18 protein-coding genes are annotated in these 24,561 nt (G+C 53.7%); 7 read left to right on the top strand and 11 right to left on the bottom strand.

Features of this window, described 5'->3' with window-relative positions; translation table 11 throughout:
- Positions 1 to 135: 135 nt before the first annotated feature.
- From LOC67_RS25155 to LOC67_RS25140, 4 genes are all read right to left on the bottom strand, one after another.
- Entirely contained in the window at positions 136 to 1,101 is a 966-nt protein-coding gene (locus LOC67_RS25155; RefSeq protein WP_230265608.1) for a DUF1559 domain-containing protein, read from the bottom strand.
- 269 nt (positions 1,102 to 1,370) lie between these two features.
- Positions 1,371 to 1,868 (bottom strand): cell division protein FtsH, encoded by a 498-nt coding sequence (locus LOC67_RS25150; RefSeq protein WP_230265607.1) that lies wholly within the window; start codon positions 1,866 to 1,868, stop codon positions 1,371 to 1,373.
- Between the two features lie 306 nt (positions 1,869 to 2,174).
- Positions 2,175 to 4,316 (bottom strand): sodium:solute symporter, encoded by a 2,142-nt coding sequence (locus LOC67_RS25145; protein ID WP_230265606.1) that lies wholly within the window; start codon positions 4,314 to 4,316, stop codon positions 2,175 to 2,177.
- Between the two features lie 179 nt (positions 4,317 to 4,495).
- Positions 4,496 to 4,879, bottom strand: coding sequence for a group I truncated hemoglobin (locus LOC67_RS25140; protein ID WP_230265605.1), 384 nt, complete (start codon positions 4,877 to 4,879; stop codon positions 4,496 to 4,498).
- Positions 4,880 to 5,467: 588 nt separating this feature from the next.
- On the opposite strand from LOC67_RS25140, the gene LOC67_RS25135 reads away from it, so the two are divergent.
- Complete coding sequence (locus tag LOC67_RS25135; RefSeq protein WP_230265604.1) at positions 5,468 to 6,457, top strand: universal stress protein; 990 nt, start codon at positions 5,468 to 5,470, stop codon at positions 6,455 to 6,457.
- Between the two features lie 12 nt (positions 6,458 to 6,469).
- Here LOC67_RS25135 and LOC67_RS25130 read toward each other — a convergent pair whose 3' ends face one another.
- The gene (locus LOC67_RS25130; RefSeq protein WP_230265603.1) at positions 6,470 to 7,900 is read right to left on the bottom strand and encodes a DUF1501 domain-containing protein; all 1,431 of its coding nucleotides are present in this window, start codon (positions 7,898 to 7,900) and stop codon (positions 6,470 to 6,472) included.
- A 15-nt stretch (positions 7,901 to 7,915) separates the two neighbouring features.
- Positions 7,916 to 10,054, bottom strand: a complete 2,139-nt coding sequence (locus tag LOC67_RS25125) for a PSD1 and planctomycete cytochrome C domain-containing protein (RefSeq protein WP_230265602.1) — start codon at positions 10,052 to 10,054, stop codon at positions 7,916 to 7,918.
- 638 nt (positions 10,055 to 10,692) lie between these two features.
- On the opposite strand from LOC67_RS25125, the gene LOC67_RS25120 reads away from it, so the two are divergent.
- A complete protein-coding gene (locus LOC67_RS25120; RefSeq protein ID WP_230265601.1) occupies positions 10,693 to 12,165 on the top strand; it encodes a sulfatase family protein in 1,473 nt (490 codons plus the stop codon).
- A gap of 78 nt (positions 12,166 to 12,243) precedes the next feature.
- Here the strand turns inward: LOC67_RS25120 and LOC67_RS25115 are convergent, their stop codons facing one another.
- From LOC67_RS25115 to LOC67_RS25100, 4 genes are all read right to left on the bottom strand, one after another.
- On the bottom strand, positions 12,244 to 12,513 hold the full coding sequence (locus tag LOC67_RS25115) for a WXG100 family type VII secretion target (RefSeq protein WP_230265600.1): 270 nt from the start codon (positions 12,511 to 12,513) through the stop codon (positions 12,244 to 12,246).
- Positions 12,513 to 13,415, bottom strand: a complete 903-nt coding sequence (locus LOC67_RS25110; RefSeq protein ID WP_230265599.1) for a tetratricopeptide repeat protein — start codon at positions 13,413 to 13,415, stop codon at positions 12,513 to 12,515. The genes LOC67_RS25115 and LOC67_RS25110 overlap by 1 nt, the downstream gene beginning before the upstream one ends.
- Positions 13,416 to 13,551: 136 nt before the next feature.
- On the bottom strand, positions 13,552 to 13,929 hold the full coding sequence (locus LOC67_RS25105) for a hypothetical protein (protein WP_230265598.1): 378 nt from the start codon (positions 13,927 to 13,929) through the stop codon (positions 13,552 to 13,554).
- A 50-nt stretch (positions 13,930 to 13,979) separates the two neighbouring features.
- A complete protein-coding gene (locus LOC67_RS25100; protein ID WP_230265597.1) occupies positions 13,980 to 14,516 on the bottom strand; it encodes a hypothetical protein in 537 nt (178 codons plus the stop codon).
- 559 nt (positions 14,517 to 15,075) lie between these two features.
- On the opposite strand from LOC67_RS25100, the gene LOC67_RS25095 reads away from it, so the two are divergent.
- From LOC67_RS25095 to LOC67_RS25085, 3 genes are all read left to right on the top strand, one after another.
- Positions 15,076 to 17,511, top strand: a complete 2,436-nt coding sequence (locus LOC67_RS25095; protein WP_230265596.1) for a DNA topoisomerase (ATP-hydrolyzing) subunit A — start codon at positions 15,076 to 15,078, stop codon at positions 17,509 to 17,511.
- Positions 17,512 to 17,604: 93 nt separating this feature from the next.
- Positions 17,605 to 19,506, top strand: a complete 1,902-nt coding sequence (locus tag LOC67_RS25090) for a type IIA DNA topoisomerase subunit B (RefSeq protein WP_230265595.1) — start codon at positions 17,605 to 17,607, stop codon at positions 19,504 to 19,506.
- Between the two features lie 180 nt (positions 19,507 to 19,686).
- Complete coding sequence (locus LOC67_RS25085) at positions 19,687 to 20,631, top strand: hypothetical protein (RefSeq protein ID WP_230265594.1); 945 nt, start codon at positions 19,687 to 19,689, stop codon at positions 20,629 to 20,631.
- A 271-nt stretch (positions 20,632 to 20,902) separates the two neighbouring features.
- On the opposite strand, the gene LOC67_RS25080 is transcribed toward LOC67_RS25085, so the two are convergent.
- On the bottom strand, positions 20,903 to 21,268 hold the full coding sequence (locus LOC67_RS25080; RefSeq protein ID WP_230265593.1) for a hypothetical protein: 366 nt from the start codon (positions 21,266 to 21,268) through the stop codon (positions 20,903 to 20,905).
- A 424-nt stretch (positions 21,269 to 21,692) separates the two neighbouring features.
- Here LOC67_RS25080 and radC point away from each other — a divergent pair, with 424 nt between their 5' ends.
- The gene (radC, locus tag LOC67_RS25075) at positions 21,693 to 22,646 is read left to right on the top strand and encodes a RadC family protein (protein ID WP_230265592.1); all 954 of its coding nucleotides are present in this window, start codon (positions 21,693 to 21,695) and stop codon (positions 22,644 to 22,646) included.
- A gap of 190 nt (positions 22,647 to 22,836) precedes the next feature.
- Complete coding sequence (locus LOC67_RS25070) at positions 22,837 to 24,561, top strand: alkaline phosphatase (protein WP_230265591.1); 1,725 nt, start codon at positions 22,837 to 22,839, stop codon at positions 24,559 to 24,561.

Below are 24,561 nucleotides of genomic sequence, written 5' to 3'. Positions count from 1 at the left end.
TGGTGATGCTAGTGCTTCGTTCCCTATGAAAATACGGGTTCGGGTCATCAGCCGACGGGCGTTAGCCCCGGTTATTTCTCTGAAACCATGGCTAACGCCATACGGCTCATCCTAAAATCGAGTTGGAACGAAGCACTAGTGTTCGTACGGAATGATTTCTTTGCCGTCGACCGATGCTTGGGCGCGGTGAACTTCCAAGTCCAAGCTGTAGTTCATCAATGCGACATGCCCGTCCGCAAACGCGACATTCCAACCCGCCGCATGGGTTGAACCAAAGTCATGACACTCCAGGCAGTTCTCATAGGAATCCATTCTCGGCGATCGAGCGGCATAGCGAACGTAGGAGTGAGACGAAATGGGGACTTCATGGTATCCGGCGATCGGTGATCGATCGCCGAACCCGTCACCGGTCACAAGTTTCCCCAAATCCATTGCCTTTTCGCCGACCAGATAAGTGTTCGACAGTCCGTCTAGGATTCGGTTCATTCGAGTGCGTTTACCCAGTACCCAGACACCGTCTTTGGTGATTTTAATCGCGGGGGCTTCGTTCGAATTGGGGGCCGCTTCGGTATCAATGATCGCCGGGCCACCGTTCATCGCGTAGTCGGTCCGCGCCCCATACTCTCCGTAGCGATTGCTATACGGTTCTAGCAATGGATACGGCGTTGCGTCTCGACGTGTCGGGCAATGAAATGTCTTGACCGTTGCCCGGACCAGTTCACGCACTCGATCGGTCGGCGTTACTTGTAGTGACCTCGCGAAGCTTTGGATCGATTTCCCCAGGCTGTCTTGTTCCAGATAGAGCAAGCTTTGTGTGATCCAAGTTCCGCCTCCAAGATTGCTGCGTCTGCGACCGTCACGTTGCGTGATTAGGAAACCGGCCCGTTCCCCACCGTATCCAGGAAGTTCTTTGAAGGTCGATTCATAGTTGTGACAGGCCAGCGCGATCTGTTTAACTCGATTCTGACATTGCATGATGCGAGCGGCTTCTCGTGCCGCCTGGACAGCGGGCAAAAGCAATGCGATCAGGATCCCAATGATCGCGATGACAACCAACAACTCGACGAGAGTAAAGCCGCCGCGTTTATGAGGACAAACCATGGTCTGTTCTCCGAAGCATTCGATGAGACGTCTTGAAAAGCAATACTCGTCGATATCATCGCCAGCTTACTTTAGTCAGGCGAATCGACGTGACTAACGAACAGGGTGTCCGAATAGCCTTGTGGTCAAAGGTGTCTATCGTGGAGTGACTTCGTTATACGCGAAACTGGCTTTGCGAGCGCCCACTGTCGCGTTTTTTGTGGTGAATTAACCACTCGGGCTCCCTACCAATCGCAGAGAGCTGATGACGAGGAAAATTGGGCAAGGTTCTATCGGGTGGTCCAAAAACGCAGTGTTTCGGAGAGTTGATCCGCGTCAAGCGATTCATGCGCAAGAAGTTCATCCGCGACTGCCGCGATTGCGGCCCAGCATTGATCACGCCAGATTTGGTCGCGTAGAACCATCAAGGCTGCGGTCAAGAAAGTCTGTCTAGAGTAGGGATCCGGAAGCATTCGGCGGCACAGTTGATCGGCCAGATTCCAATCGTGGGCCCAAGTCGGATTGTCCGCGGGGTGCATCTCTTCTTGTGTGTAAATCATTTCTGCGACGGGACCTGCCAAGACGGTCAGTACTTCTCGTTCGATCTGTTCATTGGCATTCGCGTCGACTCGTCCCCAATTCACATGGCAGTCTCCGAATCGTTCTGGCAGCCACTCATCCGCTTCGGCATAGAGTCCGACCGATTCGATCTGCCCACCCAATAGAAATCCGATGACCGCATGCCCCGCTTCGTGATAGGCCGTTATCGTTTCTTCGTCGTCAACCATCGAAACCGTATCTTTCTCGTTCGCTATTACTTCAAAGCACACCAAAGTATCCGGCAAGCTCCGCCGTGCCGACCCGGAGAGGAAACCAAGCCTGTCGTCACAAAGACTGTGACGGGTACTTTTAAGCACAACAAAGTACCCGGCACGCTCCGCCGTGCCGAATCACCACTCAACCAGCAACCGAAAAGAACCAACGCCCGGCGTCACAGGGACTGTGACGGGTACTTTGCATAGTACCCAGCACGCTCCGCCGTGCTGATTCCCCCAATCAAAACCACACACGTGCGGTGGGCTTCCACCGTTCCGCTAGGCCCCGATCTGCGCCAGCCAAACCAGCAGCCCAATAATCACAAAACAGACGATCACAGAAATGGTGAATCCGATCAAGTCAGACGGACGTGGTTTCTGGATTTCAAGATTCGTGTTGGGGAACAGCTTCAGCGATTCCAGTTTCGACGGATCCTGGTAAGCCGCTTCCAGATTCGCTTGATCGGTTTCAGGATCAGGATGCACCTGAGTCTTCATCTTCGCAAAGTATCGATCGAGCAACCGAGGGTCACCTTTGGGCGTTAAGTAACTGGCAATGATCAGAACCAGGAACGGTAGCAATACTCGCGTGGGTAAGCGCAACGTTTCCAGCGTCGCCTGGGTCACGTTGGAAAAGTCGAACCCGACCAAGCGATAAACTACAAGGTCCAAGTTAAACTGTCCCGAACCTTGTTGTGCTCCTATGCGGCGTTCGGAAACGATCCGCATATCGCCTTGAGTCATGTCCGAGACTTCTTCGTACGTCGGGCTGCCGTCGAGTGGCGCAACGCCACCGCTCCAGAAGATCGATTTGTCTCCCGACTTCAAAACGACTTCGATCTCTTCGCCTAGATTTCCCTTTGGAGGTTCGGGGCCGAGTTTCTTAATTTCGTCTTCATCACCGTTTGTCTGCTCGACAGCTTGTTGCCACGCCTCGTGTCTGGCGACATCGGCTGCGGTTGCGACTCGCGTGATTGTTTTGGTGATTCGATCGGTTGTAATTGTCCACTTTGCATCCGTCTTCAGCGAAGGCATCGCGATTGGAATCACGATCGGGAGAACAAAGAAAAACAGCGAAGAGAACGCAGCCGTAATCCATACCGCAGTCGCGTTGGCTCGGCGCCAGTACATTCCGACCCAGAAGGGAGCGGCGAAAATGATCGGCAATTGAAGTGCCAGCAAGTATTGGGCAAAGACGTCCGCCATGGTGAGGGCGACAAACGACGCACCAATGATGATTCCCAAGCCCGTCAGCCTTGCGACACGAACATTTTCGCGTTCGGTCCCGTTCGGATTGATGTAGGCGACGTAGATGTTTCGGGTGATCAGAGCCGAGCTGACGATCATGTAGGTATCGGCAGAGCTCATCATGGCGGCCATCAAGCATGCCAACATCAGGCCGACCAATCCCAGGTTTAGTGGCCCTAGGATCTCTTTTGCACCAATGCCCCAAACGTAGTCGGGGTCTCGAACCAGTTCTGGATTGCCGGCCAGCAATGCCAAAGCGATCAACGCCGTGATTGCCCATCCGACCGTGCAAAGCCGCTTTAAAAAGTTTCCGACAACCAGGCCAATCCGAGCTTCATTTTCACTTTTCGCCGAGCCACCACCGGTGGCAATGAAGTGAGGCTGCACAACGATGCCGACCATGCCCAGCACGGACAACGCCAGGATGTATTGAAGCGGAAACTCACCTGCACTGGGGCCATTGAAAAGGTTGAAGTAATCGGCAGACACACGTTGATGCAAAATGGCAAACCCGTCCATGATGCCTTGTGTTTCGCTATCGCCATACTTCTTGACCAATTCCCAAAGTCCGTAGGGGATCAGCATCACGCTCAGCAAGATGATGAATAGGCCTTGGATCAGATCGGTCCAATAGGCAGCTGTCAGTCCGCCTAAGACTCCGTACAGGATGACGACTGCGGCTAAACCAGGGACCAATACATATTTCAGATCCATCCCGAAAACCGTTTCGACGCCCATCAACGGCGCCGCAAACTTCGCGATCGCCGACAACATCGTCGATAGGTAGAACATGTAAAACACGATCGCAAAGACGGAATACGCTGCCCCCAGTGATTTCGATTGGTAGCGTTCGACAAACCAATCGCCGAGGGTCAAGTGACGCATCCGCCGATACCAAACGGCGGTGATCCAATAGACAGGCGTCACGAACAGCCACATCAGTGCTGACCAAACACCGCTTAAACCACTTGTCCAACTGGTGCGACCGACTTGGATCGGTTCATGAGCGCCGGTTCCAGCCCCGAAAGCGGCGAAGGTCTGCAGCAGCTTGCCAAATCCCCGACCTCCCATGAAGTAGTCTTCTTGGTCTTTGACCCGTCGCATCGCCCAAATACCGATGGCGATCATGACGACGAAATAGGTGAAGACAACGAGATAGTCAATCTGGGTCATGTTGATCGATTGCTAAGGGAGGAGGGCCAAACGGGGAAGCTTGGCGGGTAGCAACTCGATCTTTTCAAACCCTCAGACGAACGTTGACGCAGTATTCGCGAAACGCTCTCTATTTGGAAAGCGGGTTTCGTACGAACGCGTGAACGGAGCGTCTGAGCAACTGAATTCGTTGGCGAAAATCAGCCATCAATATTGGCGTCACCGGTAATCTTGTCTCGAAACATCGACAAACGCCCTAGGGCATCATTGATGTCTTTGGAGGCAACACCTCGGTCCTCGAGCACATCCGCAAAGTGGCCGCAAAATTTGGCAAAGTGGTTTGCCTTGATTCCGCGACCGGCGTGGATTTTAGTCAATTCTGCGCCGCTATATTCAACCGGCCCGTCAAACGCCGAGGCAAGAAAGTGATATTGCATCGTTCGAAGCCGATCCATCGAAACACCTGCAAAGAATGGTGCAAGTTCTGGGTCGGCCAAGACCCGGGCGTACATCTGCTGGACTATTTCTGCGACTGCGGATGTCCCGCCGAGGCGGTCAAATAACGCTTGCGTCGAATCGCTCATCGTGATGCTTCACTACAATTCAAGTAGACGGATTGCTTGGACCAGAACTAGGTGCGATCGATTGTTGGTCGGATTGACCCAGCTGGCAACAATAATCCCAGCTGTCAGCAATAATCACGGTCCATTGTTTGTCAGCAAGCGATTGCTTCACTGGTCCATCGCCTGTGTTTTAATATGTATCGGCTGATTTGTCAGGAACGGTTCCGCCCACCTATTTCCCTCAATCGAGCCATATCGCACACGGGTAACGGATCAGGACTTGGTCAAGACGTTTGTAATAGCCGGTCAAGAAGTGTTCGACCTGCTGATCCGAACCCAGTTTTATCAGGCGAGCAGGGTTTGATGAATGGACCGTTTCGCGACAATTTGAAGCGGACCTTGGTATGTCAATCAACCATTTGGCGCTCAAATTGCACACAATGACGTTGATTGAGGAAACTCGATCTGCACGAGTCGTTTTGCGTGGCCCGTATGGTGCGAGCCTGCGTATTTCATTGGCTTGATCGTCTCGACAATTCGGGCGTTAATCCGTTCCTGACAGCGAAACGAACTTGGCTTCCCTTTCCCCTTTGTTCCCGTCAATCATCCATGAACTGCTTCAGCAATATTCTCGTTTATGTGGGCGCCACTGATCCGCAGGCGGCATTGATTCGCGCATTCGAAATCGCAAAAAGTAACGGCGCAAATGTCACATTGATGGAAGTTCTCAAGCCGGTTCCGCCAGCCGTGGGACTGTTGTCTTCGGCCATTGATCCGGCAGAAGTTGAGCGTCTGTTGCGCCAGGACCATGAACAGAAACTGCGTGATCTAGCTTCGCAATTCGCAAACTCATCAGACGACAGTGCCTCGCAAAGCCAAGTCAGCGTCTTGGTTCAGTTCGGTGATCCCGCCCAAAAGATCACACGGCAGGTCCTGCGTGGAAAACATGATTTGGTGATCAAAACCGCTGACGGAACCTCGGTCAGCGGAAAGCTTTTCGGCAGTATCTCTCGTTCACTGCTGCGACTGTGTCCCTGTCCGGTTTGGCTGTTGAAGCCTCAGGTTCACGGTGAATTTGATCAAGTTTTGACTGCCGTCGATATCGATGCGACAGATGAGACGCATCGTGACCTGAATCAACAACTCATGCAACTTGCGTCGACGATCGCAAGAATGGACAACGCGACCCTGCACGTCGCCAGTGCTTGGCAGATGTGGATGGAGCAATCGCTTCGTCGGCGTGCCGGGGATGCGGAGATCGATCAGGCGATCGAGAAGCAGGAACAGTTGGTGCAAAAGAATCTGCAACAGCTGATCGAACATGTGGATACCGAGGGGATCGACGTTCAGACCCATGTACGGCGTGGAAACGCTTCGAGCGAAATGTTCGCCGTAGCCGAGCAGGTCGAAGCTGATTTGATTGTCATGGGAACGGTTTGCCGAACCGGTGTCGCGGGATTCTTGATTGGCAACACTGCGGAAAACCTGCTGTCGAACGTGACTTGTTCGATCTTGGCGATCAAACCGGCCGGGTTCCATACTCCGGTGACGCTTGAGGGTGAGGACGAGTCTGAGGCTGACGTGTTGCCGATGGTCTAGTCGTTTTTTCGGCTAGGCGATCAAGTCGTTGACGATACGGCCGTGGATATCGGTCAGTCGGTAATCTCGACCGGAGTACCGATACGTAAGTCGGGTATGGTCGATTCCCATCAGATGAAGCACCGTCGCATGCAGATCATGAACGTGCACGCGGTTTTCGATCGCGTGCATTCCTAGGTCGTCTGTCGCGCCGTACATGGTCCCGCCACGAACGCCACCTCCGGCCAACCACATCGAAAATCCTGTGTGGTGGTGGTCGCGACCAGCTTTCTTGATGTCTTTGGCTTGGTCGACTTGTGAATACGGCGTGCGCCCAAATTCACCGCCCCAAATGACCAGCGTGTCTTCCAGCATGCCCCGTTGCTTTAAATCCGAAAGCAGTGCGGCGGACGCTCGGTCGCTGTCGGCACACAGCTTTTCATGACCAGTGTTGTTGTTGCTGTGGGTGTCCCAAGGCTGCTTATTTCCTTTGTGAACGTAGAACACTTGGACCACACGAACGCCACGTTCAAGCAAACGTCGACCCAGCAAGCAACTGCGTCCATACGCAGTATCACCGTAGGCACTGCGAGTCGCTTCCGTTTCATGGTTTAGATCGAACGCTTCCGAAGCGACCGACTGCATTTGAAAGGCCAATTCCATTGCTCGGACATGCGTTTCCAAAGACGGATTACCAGCGTGCTTTTCACGATGAATGGTATTGAGCTTTTCAAGGAAATCCAACGATCTTCGCTGTGATTGCCGGTCCAAATTCGGATTGCGAATGTTCGCGATCAGCTCTTCGACTGATGTCTTGTTGGTATCGACTTCCATGCCTTGATGCTGACCTGGCAAAAATGCGTTGGACCACAACTGAGGTCCGACGACCGGCAGCCCCGGACTGATCGCGACAAAGGCTGGCAAGTTTTCGTTCTGATTGCCCAGGCCATAGGAAAGCCAAGAACCCAGGCTGGGACGCGTGGGTTGCTGATGCCCCGATTGCATCAACAGCAAACCCGGTTCGTGGTTCGGAACGTCTGTATGCATCGACCTGATAACGCATAGGTCGTCTGCATGCTTGGCCAAGCATGGAAACAGTTCGCTCATCTCGACACCACTTTCGCCGTATTTGGCAAACTTGAACGGCGAAGGCATCATGCCTCCCGCTCGTTTTTTTCCGGAGATGCTGTCCGGCGGAGCCTCGCCTTCGCGTCGTTTCAATTCGGGTTTGGGATCGAATGTGTCGACATGTGAAGGTGCGCCATTCATAAATAGAAAGATGACGCGTTTGGCTTTTGCCGGAAAATGTAATCCTTCAAAGCCTTGGGGCATCGTTTCGTTCGCTGCACTGGTGGATCCAAGCAAGCCGCTCGCTTGCATCGCACCAAGCATTCCGACAGTCCCAAAGCCGGCACCTGATCGACGCAGCCATTGTCGGCGAGAAACGATTGATAAGTCACTCATAGCGATCTTGATCCCCTATTCGATGAATTGCATTTCGTTGCTGATCAACAGCATTTGGGCAAATTGGACCCAGGCCGCTTTAGACGCCGCGTCTCCACAAAGGAACTCCGATGACAGTTCGATTTCCTCGCTTGTTGGTGGCCGCGACAACAGTTGCCGATAGAGCGCAACAATCTGATCTTCAGTGGAATGGTCTGATGAGGCGGCATGTTCGGCAAGCTTCTCAGCTTGCTTCACGATGAAGGGACTATTGAGCAAGAAGAGTTTTTGCAGAGGCGTTGTGACTTCCGCCCGCTTCGCACAGTGTGCATTGGGGTCGGGAAATCCAAACCGAGCCAACAATGAATTCAAATCCATTCGGCTGATTTCGCTATACACCGTCTTGCGACTTTCGTCCGCGGATTCCGGATCAATCGATCGGCCGCCAACGGTCTGATCCAGTGTGCCACTGACGTAGAGCACGGCATCGCGATAGGCCTCAATGCGAAGCCTTTTTGGGCTCATTCGCCAATACAAACGATTGTCTGCATCCAATCGCATCGCGTCGTCATTTGATTGGCTGCTTTGCTGATACGTTTCTGACACGACGATTTCACGTATCAATCGTTTCAGCGACCATTGATTTTGAACCAGCCGATGGGCAAGCGTATCGAGCAATTCGGGGTGGCTGGGCCGTTGTCCCAGTTTTCCGAAATTGCTAGGCGTTTCGACGAGCCCCCGTCCCATCAGTTGTCGCCAAATTCGGTTGACGATCACTCTGGCCGTTAGCGGGTTTTCTGGGGCTACGATCGCTTCAGCCAAATTGGCTCGACCGCTGTTATCGGTGAGTGGTTCTGGCTGAGCGGGGCTAAGAACGGTCAAGAAATGACGCGGTGCGAGGTCACCCTTTCGCTTCGCATCTCCACGAATCATCACATGAAGATCCTGTGGCTTGCCATCTCGAACGATGTGAACTCCGTCCTGCGGTTTCTCGCTTTGGCCGTTCTTTGTCTTGACCTGATCGTCGATTGGCCGATTGAACATTTCGGTGCTCGCGAACACGCCTGCCAACGCATAGTAATCTGATGTCGGAATCGGATCGTACTTGTGGTCATGGCAACGGGCACAAGCAACCGTCAATCCCAACAAGCCGCGTGTGACGGTGTCGACACGATCTTCCCATTCGTCCGCCATCACCTCAGGACTGTTGCGGGCATAGTATTTCGGACCAAGTCCCAGGAATCCCAATGCCAGATGCTGTTCTTTCGACTCCGGTTGGTAGTGATCGGCGGCCAGTTGAAGTCGTATAAATTCGTCGTAAGGAATATCTTGGGCAAACGCATCGATCACCCAGTTGCGATACAGATACGCATTGGGGTATGTCAGTGAATCGTTGTCACCAACTTTATGCGCCTGATCTTCTGCGTATCGAGCGACATCCAACCAAAGTCGCGCCCAGTGTTCTCCGAACGAAGGGTCTGCCAGGTACTTATCGATCATCCGCTCGATCGCTGCGGGATGCTTGTTACTGACGAATTGCTGAACCTCCGAGTCCGAAGGCGGCAAGCCGCGAAGGTCAAACGAAAGTCGGCGGATCAGGGCACGCCGCGAGGCTTTCGGATTTCGTCGCAATCCTGCAGGTTCAAGTTTCTGTTTGATCAGTTCGTCGATCGATTTCGGAGTGCCGACGGGTGGCTTGAAAGACCAGAAATCACGTTCTTCGTTCCAATCGATTGCTGAGCTGTCTGAGTGTTCTGGAGCATCAACAGTTGTTGCAGCATTCCTGGGGTCCGCTGCGCCATTGCGAATCCAAGTCTCGAAATCATGCAGAATGCGATCATCCAGCTTTCCAGCGGGAGGCATTTCTGATTCTTCATACTTCATCGCGCGAAGCAACAAGCTCGCATCGGGATCGCCGGGGACGACGGCAACTCCCGAGTCACCGCCTTGGCGAGTCGTATCGGAAAAATCCAAACGCAGCCCGCCTTGAACGATATCAGACTGGTCAGAGTGACATTCGTAGCAATGTTCGATCAGCACCGGCCGAATGCGGCTTTCAAAGAAATCCGCATCTTGTGAATCTGCATGCGCCGCGCTGCAGACGACGAAGGCAGCCAATAGCCAACACAGTCCGGCTAAACATCCGGTCATGTTCATCGGCGAAGGTGGGAGCATGAGGTGGGATGGATCGCTGGCAAATTGGTTTGACAAACGATCGGAAAGGCGGGGAGCCAATAACGTGGTGGACAAAGACACTGAATTACGCCGCATCATTCTGGATCTGTCTGTCGATGAAACAGAATCAAAATGGCGTGTCTTCGACGGCAATGGCCGCGTTACTGGATCGGGTCCAGTGTAGCGGTTTGTCGCGAGCGAGTGTCAGACATTTTGCGCGCAGCCTTGAAACGACAGAAAACGGCCTTCGCTCACTCGGTTTATGTTCTTCGCGGTCGAGAGCAAATTGAATCTCTTGACGCTACAATCAGAGCACGACTTTCGCAGGTTGCTATCGCAAAGACACGGTCGATCGATTTCGATGGACTTTCAGGAGAAAGACGCCGTGGCAACTTAGCAATCTCCCTTCCGGTTCTCGTGATTCCCTTTTCTGAAGTCGCAACCGAAAGCGTGCTGTGTTTGATGGCTGCCTGCATAAAGAATTGTCCCGCCCTTTCCCCTACCCCACCGTTTTAGCAGTTCTTATGTCCAAGTTTTTGAAGGCCCGGTTTTGTTCCGTTGCACCGGTCATTGCTCTTTTAATTTCCGTGGTGCATATCGGATCGAATGCCATTGCGGCGACACCCGATCGCCCGAACATGATTTTCATCTTGGCTGATGACCAAGGGTTTGGGGACGTCGGTGCCTTAAATCCAGAATCAAAGATTGCGACTCCGAACATCGATCGAATCGCTTCGGAAGGCATGATCTTTGGCGATGCTCATACGTCATCGTCGGTATGTACGCCAACTCGGTATAGCATCCTCACCGGGCGATATCATTGGCGGACGCGATTGCAAAAAGGTGTCTTGGGTGGGTTTAGTCCACCGTTAATCGCAGAGGATCGTTTGACGATCGCGGGGATGTTGAAACAACAGGGTTACACGACCAGCGCGGTCGGCAAGTGGCATCTCGGATGGAATTGGCCGCTACGTGATGGCGGTGATGCAAACGACAATGGCGATTTTTCTAAAGCCTATGACAAAGGCTGGGAAGTTGACTACGAAGCCGAAATCAAAAATGGCCCCGTTGACGTTGGCTTTGATGAATTCTTCGGCATCAGTGCTTCACTTGATATGCCCCCGTATGTCTTTGTTCGCAATCGCATCCCCACCGAGAAAGCGACGGTGGAGAAAGCTTTCCATCGCAAAGGCCCCGCCGGTGCAAGCTTTGAAGCGGTCGACGTGCTGCCTTCTTTCACACGGGAAGCGGTGAAGTTCATTGACGCCAACGCCAAACAAGAGAAGCCGTTCTTCTTGTACATGCCGCTAAATGCTCCCCATACCCCGATCGTGCCCTCGAAAGAATGGCTGGGGAAAAGTGGGATCAATGACTATGGTGATTTCACCATGCAGGTTGATGCGACAGTCGGAACCGTACTCGAAGCCCTGGATCGAAACGGCATTAAAGATGAAACATTGATCGTTTTCACAACGGACAACGGATGCTCACCGGCAGCCAATATCCCAGAACTGGAAGCGGCAGGGCACGACCAGAACTTTATCTTTCGCGGTCACAAGGCTGACATCTTTGACGGCGGACATCGCGTCCCGTTCATCGTTCGTTGGCCTGGCAAAGTTAAACCGGGTACGAGGACGGAGCACTTGGTCGGGCAATTGGATTTCTTCGCAACCGCAGCCGAAATCACGGGAGCCGAGATTCCAGGCACCGCGGCCGAAGACAGCGTTTCGTTTCTGCCGACGCTACTCGGTCAAGCACAGCAGCCACCTCGCGAATCGATCGTTTCACAGTCCATCGGCGGTTACTTCGCGATTCGCGACGGGGACTGGAAACTATGTCTATGCCCAGGGTCTGGCGGCTGGAGCAGCCCAAAGCCTGGCCGTGACGATATGAGCGAACTGCCACCGATGCAGCTTTATGACCTGTCCAATGACCCGGGTGAGACGAACAACCTGTTCGAAGAGCAGCCCGAACGAGTTGCCAAGATGAAATCGATGATGCGTGCAGCGATCGATCAGGGAAGAACCACGCCCGGAGAAAAGCTTGCCAACGATGTTGAGATCGTGATGGTGAAACCCATCCGCAGCGGAAAACGCAAGCTAACGAATTAGCCTGCGGAATCGATATCGCCCGCGAAAGCGGGCGATATCACTTGGTCGCAAGCAGACGGCCCAAGCACCGCCCATCAATTATCGACCCAGATATGCATCGATCTGTTCCGCTTTGCGGAGCAGGTAAGGGATGTGTTCTTCTGTGGTTTTGACCAGCCGTGAAAGTTGTCGCATTTGTTCGCTGAATTCGCCAGCAAATTTGCGTTGTTGTTCGTCACGCCAGGTTTGCTCCAATTGGTTCATCTGGGTGCCAAGAGCGGTCGAACGCTCTTTTAACTCCTCAACGAATCGGTGAAGATGAGATGCGAATTGGCGAAGTTGTTCAGGATCGGCGACAGCTTGGCTCATCAGTTTTCCTTCTTGCTTTCTGCGGCAATGGTTTGCTCAAGTCTTTGAAGTTGATCGCGGTATTGTTGACAGGTATCCGGTAGAGCCAGCTTTTCCGACAATTCGATCAGAAGGTTTAGGCTTGTTCTCCGAAGAGCCGCCGGGGCAACGACCGCGCGACGCATTGCCACGGCACGCAGTTCTTTCATTGCTGGCAGTTCTTTGCCAAGAGCCAACAAGCAACGTGCACGCAGGAAATGGGCTGCGGGTGAGAATTCGTCAAGTTCGATCAAACGCCCCGCGTTCTCGAAAGCCTCTTCGAACAGTTCGCCGTCAAACATTGCCTCGGCCAGGACCAAGCGATAGCTGACTTGCGAGGGATCGCGTTCCAAGCGAGCGCGGCAAACATCCATTCGACGGTGTGCCCAGTCGCTTCGGCTACGTTCCAGTTCGCGATCGGCGTCGACGGAATTGACGCGTTTGGCAAGGTCGGTGACTTCGCGAAGTTGTTGCAGGGAACGTGCTAAGACGGCCTCTTCCAGTTGCCACGTGACCTGCTCGTCATCCGGGAAGATTTGCTTGGCCTGTTGAAGCAAACGTTTCGCTTCTAGAGGTCGCTGTTCTTCGCGGTAGATGCTCGCCAGTTCCAAAAAGCCTTCCAGGTCCGTCGGGTTGGCTTTCAGCTTGTGTTCAAGCTCTTGGCGACGCTGAAGTTGAACCTTCTGTTGTTGTGGTTCTTGGTCGCTGTCGTCGTCATCGTTGCCGACATTGCGTCGCAGCAGCTCGTCCGGTGACACCGGTCGCCAACGTCCGCCTTCGAGAGGACTCAATTGTGGATTGCCTGCATCGGTCGACACTGCATCGGATGAGGTCGGCGCCGGACTATTACCCATCGCGGGACCGCTACCTGTGTGGCTTGCCACAGGTTCGACTGAGCGGATTTGAGATTCGGACTCGTTCATGACCGCCGCTGTAAAAAAAGAAAAGGTTGCAGCGGAAAAAACCGCTACAACCTAGTTTGAACATTATTGCCCTGCGATGCAAATTAATGTCGGCAAATCACCAGGGGGCACGCACGTAATAGTACCCAAATTGATCGGTGTGGCTTGGCCAATGTGGCGTAGGGCGGAAAGCTCCTGCCGCTGCCGCACCTTGACCTGGTGCACTGCGTCCGAACTGGTGGTGGATCGGATACATGTGGTTTTGGCTGACGCCCCACGAAAAATTCGTGCGCATGTGCGCAGTTGGCGGAACAACCAATGCGACGGGTTGTCCATAGGTTTGGTTGTAATATCCGCCGTGCCAAGGACGGTCCATGGCAAAGTTATGTGCCCAAGCTTGGGTGATCAAACCGCCTGGGCCCGCAGCCGATGCACTGTCATTCGTGGCGACGGAAACTGTCGCCACGCATGCCAGAATTAGCAATAGTTTTCGCATCTTTCTGTTTCTTTGGGTTGAAAGTTGTTGTCGATCAATTGCGATCTGGATCAGCGTGGCAAACGCAGCTTGTTCCAGTAAACGTTTTCGATAGCAGTACGGACCGGGGGAGTGCTGTATTTCACACGCGTACGATTCAAGCCACGGCCGTTGTCGTAGTGGTTGTGGTAGCGGTCCTTATGTGTGTACAGCATTTCGTGCGGGTAGAACGGTTGGTACGTGAAGTACGTGTGCCCGACGAATTGTGGCGTTGGCAACGGCGAAACATACATTTGTGCGTTCGCGTTGTTGCACTGACCTTGCGTGTAAAAATTGTAAAACAGGTCTGGGCGGTCGTATTTGCGAGGTTGGCAACCGGCGATGCTGGAGCCGTCGATGATATCGCCTTCGTACGAGATTTCGCCTTCGTATTCGATGTCGCCGACGTAGCCAGTTGGTGCCACTGGAGCAGCAACGGTGTCGCTGACGATTTCCGCTTTCACGATAAAGCTTTCATCTGCGTTTGCTTTCGTTGCGGTAGCCGTCACCAACATTCCGGCGGCCAACGCGACCGAAGCGACGATGTATTTTCTGATTTGCAGTTTCATCCGGTGGTTCCTCCGAACCGTTGTTTCAGCCAAAGATTCCGTTCGATGGCAATGAGGAATGGGACCTCAAGCCTGACTCCGGCGCCACTTCGTTGACGCTAGCGAAAAGTGTGTGGCGTTGCTTGCGACTCGCTCGTCGGTTGGGGGACCGCAAGCAACACAGACGAAGGCATTGGGCACATCACACGGTTGGTATTTTCGGACGAATTGCGGGGTGGTCCACAGTTGTCGATCGTGAAGTGGTTCGACCGGTTCATCGAGTACCACCCTAGCGATCGCCAGACGTGTTTCGTTCGACCAAATCCGCCCAATCGTTAAACTTTGCCACCGTCGCCTATCTAGAAAAACTAATGCCGCTACCGTAACTTGGTCGATCACGGGAGGCTGGTGGAGTTTGGTATCGCGTTTTTCCCGTGATTTCCGCCACCAATGAACGCGACCAACGGGCGGCCGCCCCCCCGCATGCAACTTTTCGTCAACCCGCAATCGCCGACCACCCGGCCCCACCATCGGACCGACCGATGGATGACTCTTCGAGTGTGATAAGGATCCCAACCTCGTGGCAAAAAAACGTCCCCGGAAGCAGTCTGGCAAAAACGATAAATCGCTTTTCGATGCCGTCGATGATTCGATGTTGCAAGCGATCCCGTTGCGACAGGCTGCCCAAGAGCGTTACCTGAACTACTCGCTGTCGGTGATCACCAGTCGCGCGTTGCCGGATGTCCGCGACGGGCTAAAGCCAGTTCAACGCCGAACCTTGTACACGATGCACCAACAAGGTTTGTCGTCCACCGCGAAGCATCGCAAGTGTGCCAAGGTCGTCGGCGATGTGATGGGTAACTATCACCCACACGGCGACAGTTCGATTTACGAAGCGCTGGTTCGGATGGCGCAGCCGTTCGCGATGCGCATGCCTTTGATCGATGGTAGCGGCAACTTTGGTAGCGTCGACGGCGACAACGCCGCTGCGATGCGTTACACCGAATGTCGCATGATGCCGATCGCCAGCGAAGTCCTGGCCGACTTGGCAACCCGGACAGTCCCCTTCAAAGCCAACTATGACGGCACCCGTGAAGAGCCCGTGGTGCTTCCCAGTCGGCTGCCCAATCTGTTGCTCAACGGGACGACCGGCATTGCTGTGGGGATGGCGACGAACATCCCACCGCACAACCTGAAAGAAATCGTCGCCGCGCTCTTAAAGCTGCTGCGTGATCCCGAGATCAAGGATTACCAGCTGGTGGCCAATGATGCGATTCAGGCACCGGACTTCCCAACCGGCGGTCAGATCATCAACACGAAAGAAGAACTTCGTGAGATTTACCAAAACGGTCAGGGAACGATCAAGCTTCGTGGAACGGCAAAGGAAGGCGATGCATCCACCAAGGCTCAGAAGATCTTGCAGATCGACTCGATCCCCTACGGTGTTAACAAAGCCTTGCTTGTCGAACGGATGAGCGAGCTGGTGTTCGACGGGAAGTTGCCGCTGGTTACCGAGGTGCGCGACCTATCGACGGACGAAATTCGCATCGATCTATTCCTCAAAAAGGACGCCGATGAATCCAAAGTGCTTGCGTTTCTATACAAGCACACCGATCTGCAAAAGAACTTCAACGTCAACATGACGTGTCTGATCCCGACGGAAAATCCCGAATTGGGAACGCCCGAACGCTTGTCGCTAAAGGAAATGCTTTGGTACTTCCTGAAGTTCCGTTTGGAGGTCGTAACGCGGCGTCTGGAAAACGAGCTTGCGGCACTTGAGCGAAGGCTGCATATCCTCGAAGGTTTCGCGTTGATCTTCGATGCCCTCGATGAAATCATCAAGATCATCCGTAACTCGGATGGCAAAGCGGACGCCGCCGCAAAGATCATGAAGCGGTTCCCGGCCGAAGATGGTGGCTTGGACGAAGATCAAACCGACGCGATTTTGGAGCTGAAGCTGTATCGCTTGGCTCGTTTGGAAATCAACTTGATCATGGACGAGTTGAAAGACAAAAACAAACGTGCACGCCAAATTCGAAAATTGCTACGTGAAGACACCAAGGACACAAACGCATCGGGGCGATGGGCCATCGTTCGCGAAGAAATTGAATCGTTAGTGACCACCTACGTCACAGATCGATGGGGCCGACGACTGACCGCTATCGACTCGACCGAAAGCGAACTGGAATACAGCGAAGAGGACTTTATCGTCGCTGAAAACTGTCACGTCATGGTGACTCGCGATGGCTGGGTCAAGCGTCAAAAACAGATCGCCGACCCTTCGAAGAGTCGTGTGCGTCAGGGTGACGAAGTCCTCGCCGTTGTCGCCGGTGATACCCGAGCGACGATCGGATTCTTTTCGTCATTGGGTGTTTGCTACACCACGCGATTCATCGACATTCCGGCCTCTACCGGTTTCGGTGAACCGATTCAAAAGCTTTTCAAACTGAAAGACGGCGAGCGAATTATCTCCGTCATGTCGTTCGATCCACGTGTTTTAAGCGGCAGCATTCACGAAGATCCGAAGCACCCGGACTACTGTCCCGAAGTCCACGCTTTGGCCGCATCCAGCAGCGGTTATGCACTGCGGTTCGGGCTGGCACCCTATGCGGAACCGTCCACGCGAAGCGGCCGTCGTTATTCACGTGTCAGCGGTGACGCATTCATGATCGATGTGATCCCGATCGCGGGCAGCGAAGTCGTCTTGGCGGTTTCGACCAACTGCCGAGCGATTGTTTGTGACAGCGAAGAGGTGAACTACTTGTCTGGCCCCGGCAAAGGCGTGATGTTGCTGCGATTGGCAAAAGACGACCAGTTGCTCGGTTTCAAAGCCAGCCAAGGCGATCGTGATCTGTTGACGGTCGAAACCAACCGTGGTGCGAAGAAAACCATCAGCACCGCCAAGTACCGGAAAACAAGTCGCGGCGGTCGCGGTGTAGAAATTCAAAAGAACGGAAAGATCGCCAAGATCCTGGCACCGCCGCCGGCCGCTCCCGAGCCGTTCGAAGATTCCTAAACGAAGTTCGTTCATCGCCTTCCAAAAAGTTGCCTCGTCAATCCAAAGGCAACATCCATCATCCAATCGACCGTTTTCGTAACCAATTCATCAATGGCCAAGCAATACAACGCCGACGCAATCGTTGCTCTGGAAGGACTGGAGCCTGTTCGCAAACGCCCTGGTATGTATATCGGTGGTGTCAGCAGCGCTGGATTGCACCACTTGATTTGGGAAATCGTCGACAACTCGGTCGATGAGGCGATGAACGGTCACGCCAGTGAAATTGTCGTGACGCTTCATAAAGATGGGCAATCGGTCACGGTCAGTGACAACGGTCGCGGCATTCCCGTCGACAAACATCCAAAAACCAAGAAACCAGCATTGGAAATGGTTTTGACGGTGCTGCACGCGGGCGGCAAATTCGAAGGCCAGAACTATAAAACCGCCGGTGGTCTACACGGTGTCGGTGCATCGGTCGTCAACGCGCTCAGTAAATCTCTGACGGCGATCGTTCGACGTGATGGCGCACAATACAAAATGGAATTCGAACGCGGTGTGCTCATCGGCAAACTGCAAAAGCTGAAGGGCTCGGTTCGCGGCACCGGAACGTCGATTACCTTCTCGCCCGATCCGAAGATCTTTCCCAAAACGACTTTCGATGCCGAGACCATTCGTCATCGTTTGGAAACCGCCAGTTTCTTGCATCGCGGATTGAAAGTTGTCTTTCACAACGAAGTTGACGGAAAGAAGGAAACCTTCCTTCACGAAAACGGGATCGTTGACTACCTAGCTGCGGTTTTGAAAGAACGCAAAGCTCGCCCGATCCACGAATCACCCTTCACCCATGCCGTCGACGACGACATCCGAATGGAAGTCGCGATGCAGTGGACCGAATCGACCGACGAGCACGTTCGTAGCTATGTAAACGGAATTCCGACCGGCAGTGGCGGTACGCATGAAAATGGCTATCGCGGCGGTCTGAACAAAGCGGTTCGCAATTACATCGATACGCACAATCTGACACCGCGCGGAGTCAAGATTACGCACGAAGACATCCGCGAAGGTATGGTCGCCATCGTGTCGGTCTTCGTCAGTGATCCACAGTTCCAAGGTCAGACCAAGGACCGTTTGAACAACTCAGAAGTTCAAAGCCAAGTCGAATCCGGTGTTCGAAGCGAAATCGAACAGTGGATGAACAGCAACCGTTCTATCGCCGATTCAATCATCGCGCGGATCATTGCCGCCGCACGCGCACGTGCGGCATCACGAGCCGCGTCCGAAGCCGTCTCACGCAAAGGCGGATCGAAACGCACGATGTTGCCAGGAAAACTGAGCGACTGTGTATCCGGGGGCAAGATGCAATCGGAATTGATCATCGTGGAAGGTGACTCGGCGGGTGGTACCGCGAAGCAATGCCGCGATCGAAATTACCAAGCCATTCTGCCGCTCCGTGGTAAGGTGCTGAACACCGAGAGCGCGACGCTGAAAAAGGTTGTCGAGAACCGTGAAATTCAGGACGTCGTCGCATCGCTTGGCTGCGGTATCGGTCCGAAGCTTGATCTATCACAGTTGCGTTACGGGCGAATCATTCTGCTCGCCGATGCGGACTCCGACGGTCACCACATCACGACGCTGCTGTTGACGTTCTTCTATCGGCACATGCCACAACTGATTTCCGACGGTCGACTGTTCATCGCGGTGCCGCCGCTTTATCGAATCGATATCGGCAAGGAAACTCACTGGGCCAAAGACGATGCGCATCGCGACAAGATCCTCGGCGCGGCAAACGGGCGGGCGAAGCCAGAGATCACGCGTTTTAAAGGTCTTGGTGAGATGAACCCCAAGGTGCTTTGGGATACGACTCTGGATCCGTCGAACCGTCAATTGCTGCGCGTCGAAGTTGACGATCAGCTGGAAACGGATCGGGTGATCAGCGACTTGATGGGACGCGATGCCTCGGCCCGCTTCCGATTCATCATGGATCGCGCCGGCGATGCTGAAGTTGACGTCTAGCGCGATCGTCTAAATATCGGCCAAGCCAAAATAGCCTGTTGGTTTTAGTTGCCGCTTTTCACGCCGTGAAGGTAGCGTTCTTTCCAGCAGGTAGTGTGGTCGCTTCCGGTGTTAGCAGGTTATCATGATCACCAGTGAATTGAGGCGGCCAATCATGAACTTGCAACACCGAATCCGACAATGTCTCGATCGATCCGAAATGCTCTCCTTCTGATCATTGTGTTGAGCGTTCATTCGCTCGCCTTTTCACCCGATCTCGCTGCCCAGGATGCTGCAGATGGCGACGCTGAATCCGGCGAAGCTGCGCAAGCTGACTCGGCTGCTGATGTTGTCGCAAAGCTATTCGTCGACACGTTGGAAAACGGAATCTCAAGCTCCCAGGCTGGGCTGCAAGGAAACCAGCCAGGTGAAACCGAGGAGCTCAAGGTGATGCATACACCTGAGGTAAAGCTCATGCTGAAGCTTTCCAAGGATCTCATTGCGAGCGAGCTAGAGACGCGTTTCACCGCGGAAGAACTGCAACAGCTTGAAGCGTTCATAAAAACAACGGCTGGTCAGAAAGCGATTGTCTATGCCGGACCGATTAAAGACGCCGTCATGGCTCGTTTGGTCAAGGAGTCGAAGCAACTTCGGATGCATGCCAAAGCAGAACAGAATCTGGCGACCATGCTTGCTGGGCTAAAACCGGCGGCAAAGAAGAAAGCGATGGATGCGATGAATGCGGAGCCTTTCAAGGAAGAACTCCTAATCGATCCTTGGTATGCAAACGACGTTGAAGAAGACGGAAGCAAATACATCGGTTGGATGGAGCGGAAGGCCGATGGGACTTGGAAGATGGCCGGTTGCTCAATCAGTCCGACAGACAAGACGTATGCGAAGTTTGACGATGAAGGAATCTGGTCAGTGAAAGGTCGACTGATCGTTGAAACATCCAGCGCAGACCCGGACTACAGCAACTTGCTGATTGTTAACTCGGCCAGCCCGACCGAAATGACCTATTGGCTAGTTGAGGAGTCTGTTGAGCCGAGCGAATGGTTACTCAACACCGACCGGCGTACGCCAGTGAAGATTCCTGAGATGCCCGCTGGCTATCGTGACGAATTGGAAGACGCCCCCGCGCAGTAACGCTCCTGCAAAGTAGTCGATTCGATATACAACTGTGGCATCAGATCTATCTGTGCGGAACACGGAACAAGCATCCTAGTAGTCGACCATTGGTCTCTCTCCGGTGACACCGAGTGGTAGGCTCACCGGAGAGAATATTCATGTCCAACTGGGACGATTGCGAGCATTGCAGACGATGCTGACCAGATACCATGCCTCGCCGAATCGATGTCGCTGATCAACATTCTGGGCGGCCGAAGTCTGGGCCGCCGATGTCTGGGCGACCAACGCCTTAATGATGATGGTTACCATGATGCAGGTGCGAATGACCTGGGATCACGTCATAGTGATTTCCGTGCCGAATGACTTGCGGTGGGTAGTAATCGTAATGTGGACGACTTGGGTGGTAGCTGCCATGTCCGTAACTGCTTCGTCCATAAGACGGTGAGTAGCTTCGGTAGCTGCGATAGCTTCTGTAGCTGGGAGTACCATATCCGTAGCTGTAGGGCGAAAAGCTATTTCGGTGAGCACCAAATGAACTGCCGTAGTTGCCGATGCGAATGGAAAAGCCTTGAGCACTGGCGGTCGGCGTATCGGCAAACATGAGGGCGCCCACAGCAATGACAGGGGCAACTAGCAAGGTCAAACGTCGGAACATCTTTCGATCCATGAATAAGAGGGTGTGAACTTTTTTTCAGCAATGCTGGGTCGGAGATGCGGTCAGTAAAGAGATCAGCTCTCCGTGCGACCGCTCGCGGTTAAGAAAGAACGCATCCAGCGGGCCAAAGCTTGGCTATCTCCGGAAACCCGTGTGAAACACGAGAAAAACCCCTCTTTAGATTCAATCGCTATCAATTAATGTGTCGTCGAAGTGATGTCGCTGGTGATCAATTTGCGACTTTTCTGGGAGAAAAGCGTGACATCGACGTCGGCTTTTCTCCCACTGCCAAACCGCTTGATTGCTTGGGGGGTGTCAATAGCCCATGGGTTCGGGTGGATCGAGTACGATTTGGCTCGCCGGGGGATGAGGCTGCGATTGATTGCATGGATGTGGTTAGTGAATTCGCATTGGAAATGAATCCATGGGCGCAGCCGAAAAGCGTCGTCAGAAGTTGCAAAAACTGTTCAAAACGCTTTCTCCGATCAGTGCATTTTCAAAGCAGCAAGCGCGTGACTCGTGCCCCGAACTGACTGCTGGGTTTGTCAGTTCGACGCTGAAAGATCTCGTCCGCGAGGGCATTTTGGATCGCTATAAGAGCGATGATCGTGAGACCTATGCATGGCGGAACGTTCAAGTTCGCGTTGATCCCTCGCATTGGATCGAGCGTCAGGTCAACGGAAACCAAGTCACCGCTCAGCCGGAACATGAACGGCCTCGAGAACGGTTGTTGGCGGCCGGTGCAGAACAACTGGCGGATGCAGAATTGCTTGCGATCCTGATTCGTGTCGGTGTCAAAGGTGAATCTGCCATCGAGGCGGGACGCCGGTTATCACGGCAGTTTTCTGAAAACCTGGCGGAACTCCGTGTTACCAGCAAGGACGATCTACGCCAAATCAGTCCGGCGGTGACGGTCACCAGCTATGCCGCGATCATGGCGGGAATCGAATTGGGCCGGCGTGTGTCCGATCACGAAACCCGCCGTCGCCGCGAACACACGCCGATTACCAGCACCAAAGCAGCGGTGCAGTTCTGTGACGATGTTTTCAGCAATCTTGCGTTAAGTGCTGTCCAAGAAGAGTTCCACATCGTCACGCTCAGCACCAAGCACCTGCCGATCAATACCCATTTGATTACCCGCGGCACACTGGACGCCAGCCTGGTTCATCCACGCGAGGTCTTCCGCCCCGCGATTCGTGATTCAGCCTCAGCGGTGATACTTGTTCACAACCATCCTTCGGGTGACGCAACCCCAAGCCGAGAGGATCACCAGGTCACCAATCGGTTGACCGAAGCTGGCAAATTGCTGGGAATTACAGTCCTAGATCATATTGTGGTGGCTGCGGGCGGTTCGATCAGTATCCGAGAAACCGGGTAAAACCCACTCGGCTGGATCGGTTTAGGTGACTATGTTTATTGCCTTCAGCGGTCGAGCAAAGCAGCCCAGAAAAGATTGTGCTTTAACAAGCTCGAACGCGACTAGGGCCGTCCTTGTGCGGCCACCAGCCAACACGCCAGCCATTCCTTCCTGCGTCCCCTCCATGAATCATTCAACTTGCGATTTTTCGATGATAGAACGTCAGCAGATTTCGAATGTAAAAAGGAAACGTCGAAATCTCGCGTTGAAGCTTTTCTCGGGGGCTGCCGGAATGTTGAGCTGCTTCGGTGCGCTAGCGGTGGCTGATGAACCGTCTTCTGAGTCCTCTGTAGAGTCAGCCAACGTTGCCGTTGAAGACCCGATGCGAGAGATGCAGTCGGATTCGATTAAGACTGGCAAGCCTGTCTATGGCCACTGGGGAGCCGATCCGGACAAGTTTTCGACTTGGACCAATCACAGCAACCGATTGATTCCTGTCTATACCTTTGGGATGACGCTGAACCAGCTTCGTGAAGAAGGAAGCGCGTACCACGACGAACAACGTCTGAAATCGATGGGCGGCGAATTGGGTGATGGGGTCGTCAATCCGCAAGCGCTCTACTACGACCAGACCGATGTCTATCGGTTGCAGCAAGCCGCCGTCGATGCCGGCTATACCAACATCATCATGATGGTATTTGATGGGATGGATTGGCAAACGACACGTGCCGCATCGATCTACAAGACCGGAGCGGTTGCCTACGAGTCTGGGCGCGGAACCGGTTTGCACTTTCAAGACGACCGCCGAACGAAAACCGATTTCGGTTTGGTCGTGACCAGTGCTGCGGCAGGTGGGGCGAAAACGGACGTGGACGCACAAGTTGTCCAATCGGTGAATGAAGGCTCGCAGCGTGGCTACAACGTCCAACTTGCCGGACGCACCCCATGGAACGAACGTGAAAACAGCGAATACCTGTTGGGCAAAGATCGGGCCTTGCCCCATGTCGTTACCGATTCGGCTTCGTCAGCGACAAGCCTGTTCAGCGGCATCAAAACTTACAACGGTTCGATCAATGTCGGTGTTGACGGTTCTCAGGTAACACCGATCGCACGTCAACTGCAGTCTGAACTGGGATTCAAAATCGGTGTCGTGACCAGTGTGCCTGTCAGTCACGCGACACCCGCTGCGGCTTACGCGAATAACGTTTCACGCAAGGACTACCAAGACATCTCTCGCGACATGGTCGGGTTGCCTTCTGCTTCCCACCGTGCCGAGCCGCTGCCCGGCGTCGACGTTTTGATCGGTGGTGGTTGGGGCGAAGGCAAAGGTAAGGATGCGGTGCAGGGGCAAAACTTTGCTCAGGGAAACCCGTACTTTCATCAAGAAGACATCCGCTCGTCCGATATGAACAACGGCGGAAAGTATCGTGTCGTCCAACGTGAAGAAGGCAAGAATGGTCGCGAAGCGTTGCTCGCCGCGGCTGCGAAAGCGGCCGATGCGGACGAACGCCTGCTTGGCTTTTATGGTGTCGGCGGTGGGCACTTACCGTTCGCGACCGCAGATGGTGGTTTTGATCCGGCGCTGGATGTGAAGGCAACCGAACGCTATGACGAAGGCGACATCACAGAAAACCCAAACCTAGCCGATATGACCGAAGCCGCCCTAACGGTGCTTGAAAAATCGGTGAACGGATTCTGGTTGCTGATCGAAGCGGGGGATGTAGATTGGGCCAACCATGCCAACAACCTTGATAGCAGTATCGGTGCGGTGCTCAGTGGTGACGCCGCGTTCGAAAAGGTGATGAACTGGGTCGATGAGAACGATGCTTGGGGAAACACGGTTGTCATCGTGACTGCCGATCACGGGCATTATTTGGTGATCGATAAACCAGAATCAATCGCTGAAGCAGGTAAGCAGGCTCAAGCGGGCAAGTAA

This window comes from Stieleria sp. JC731, assembly GCF_020966635.1.
Classification (GTDB): domain Bacteria; phylum Planctomycetota; class Planctomycetia; order Pirellulales; family Pirellulaceae; genus Stieleria.
This window is presented reverse-complemented; position numbering and strand designations above follow the sequence as displayed.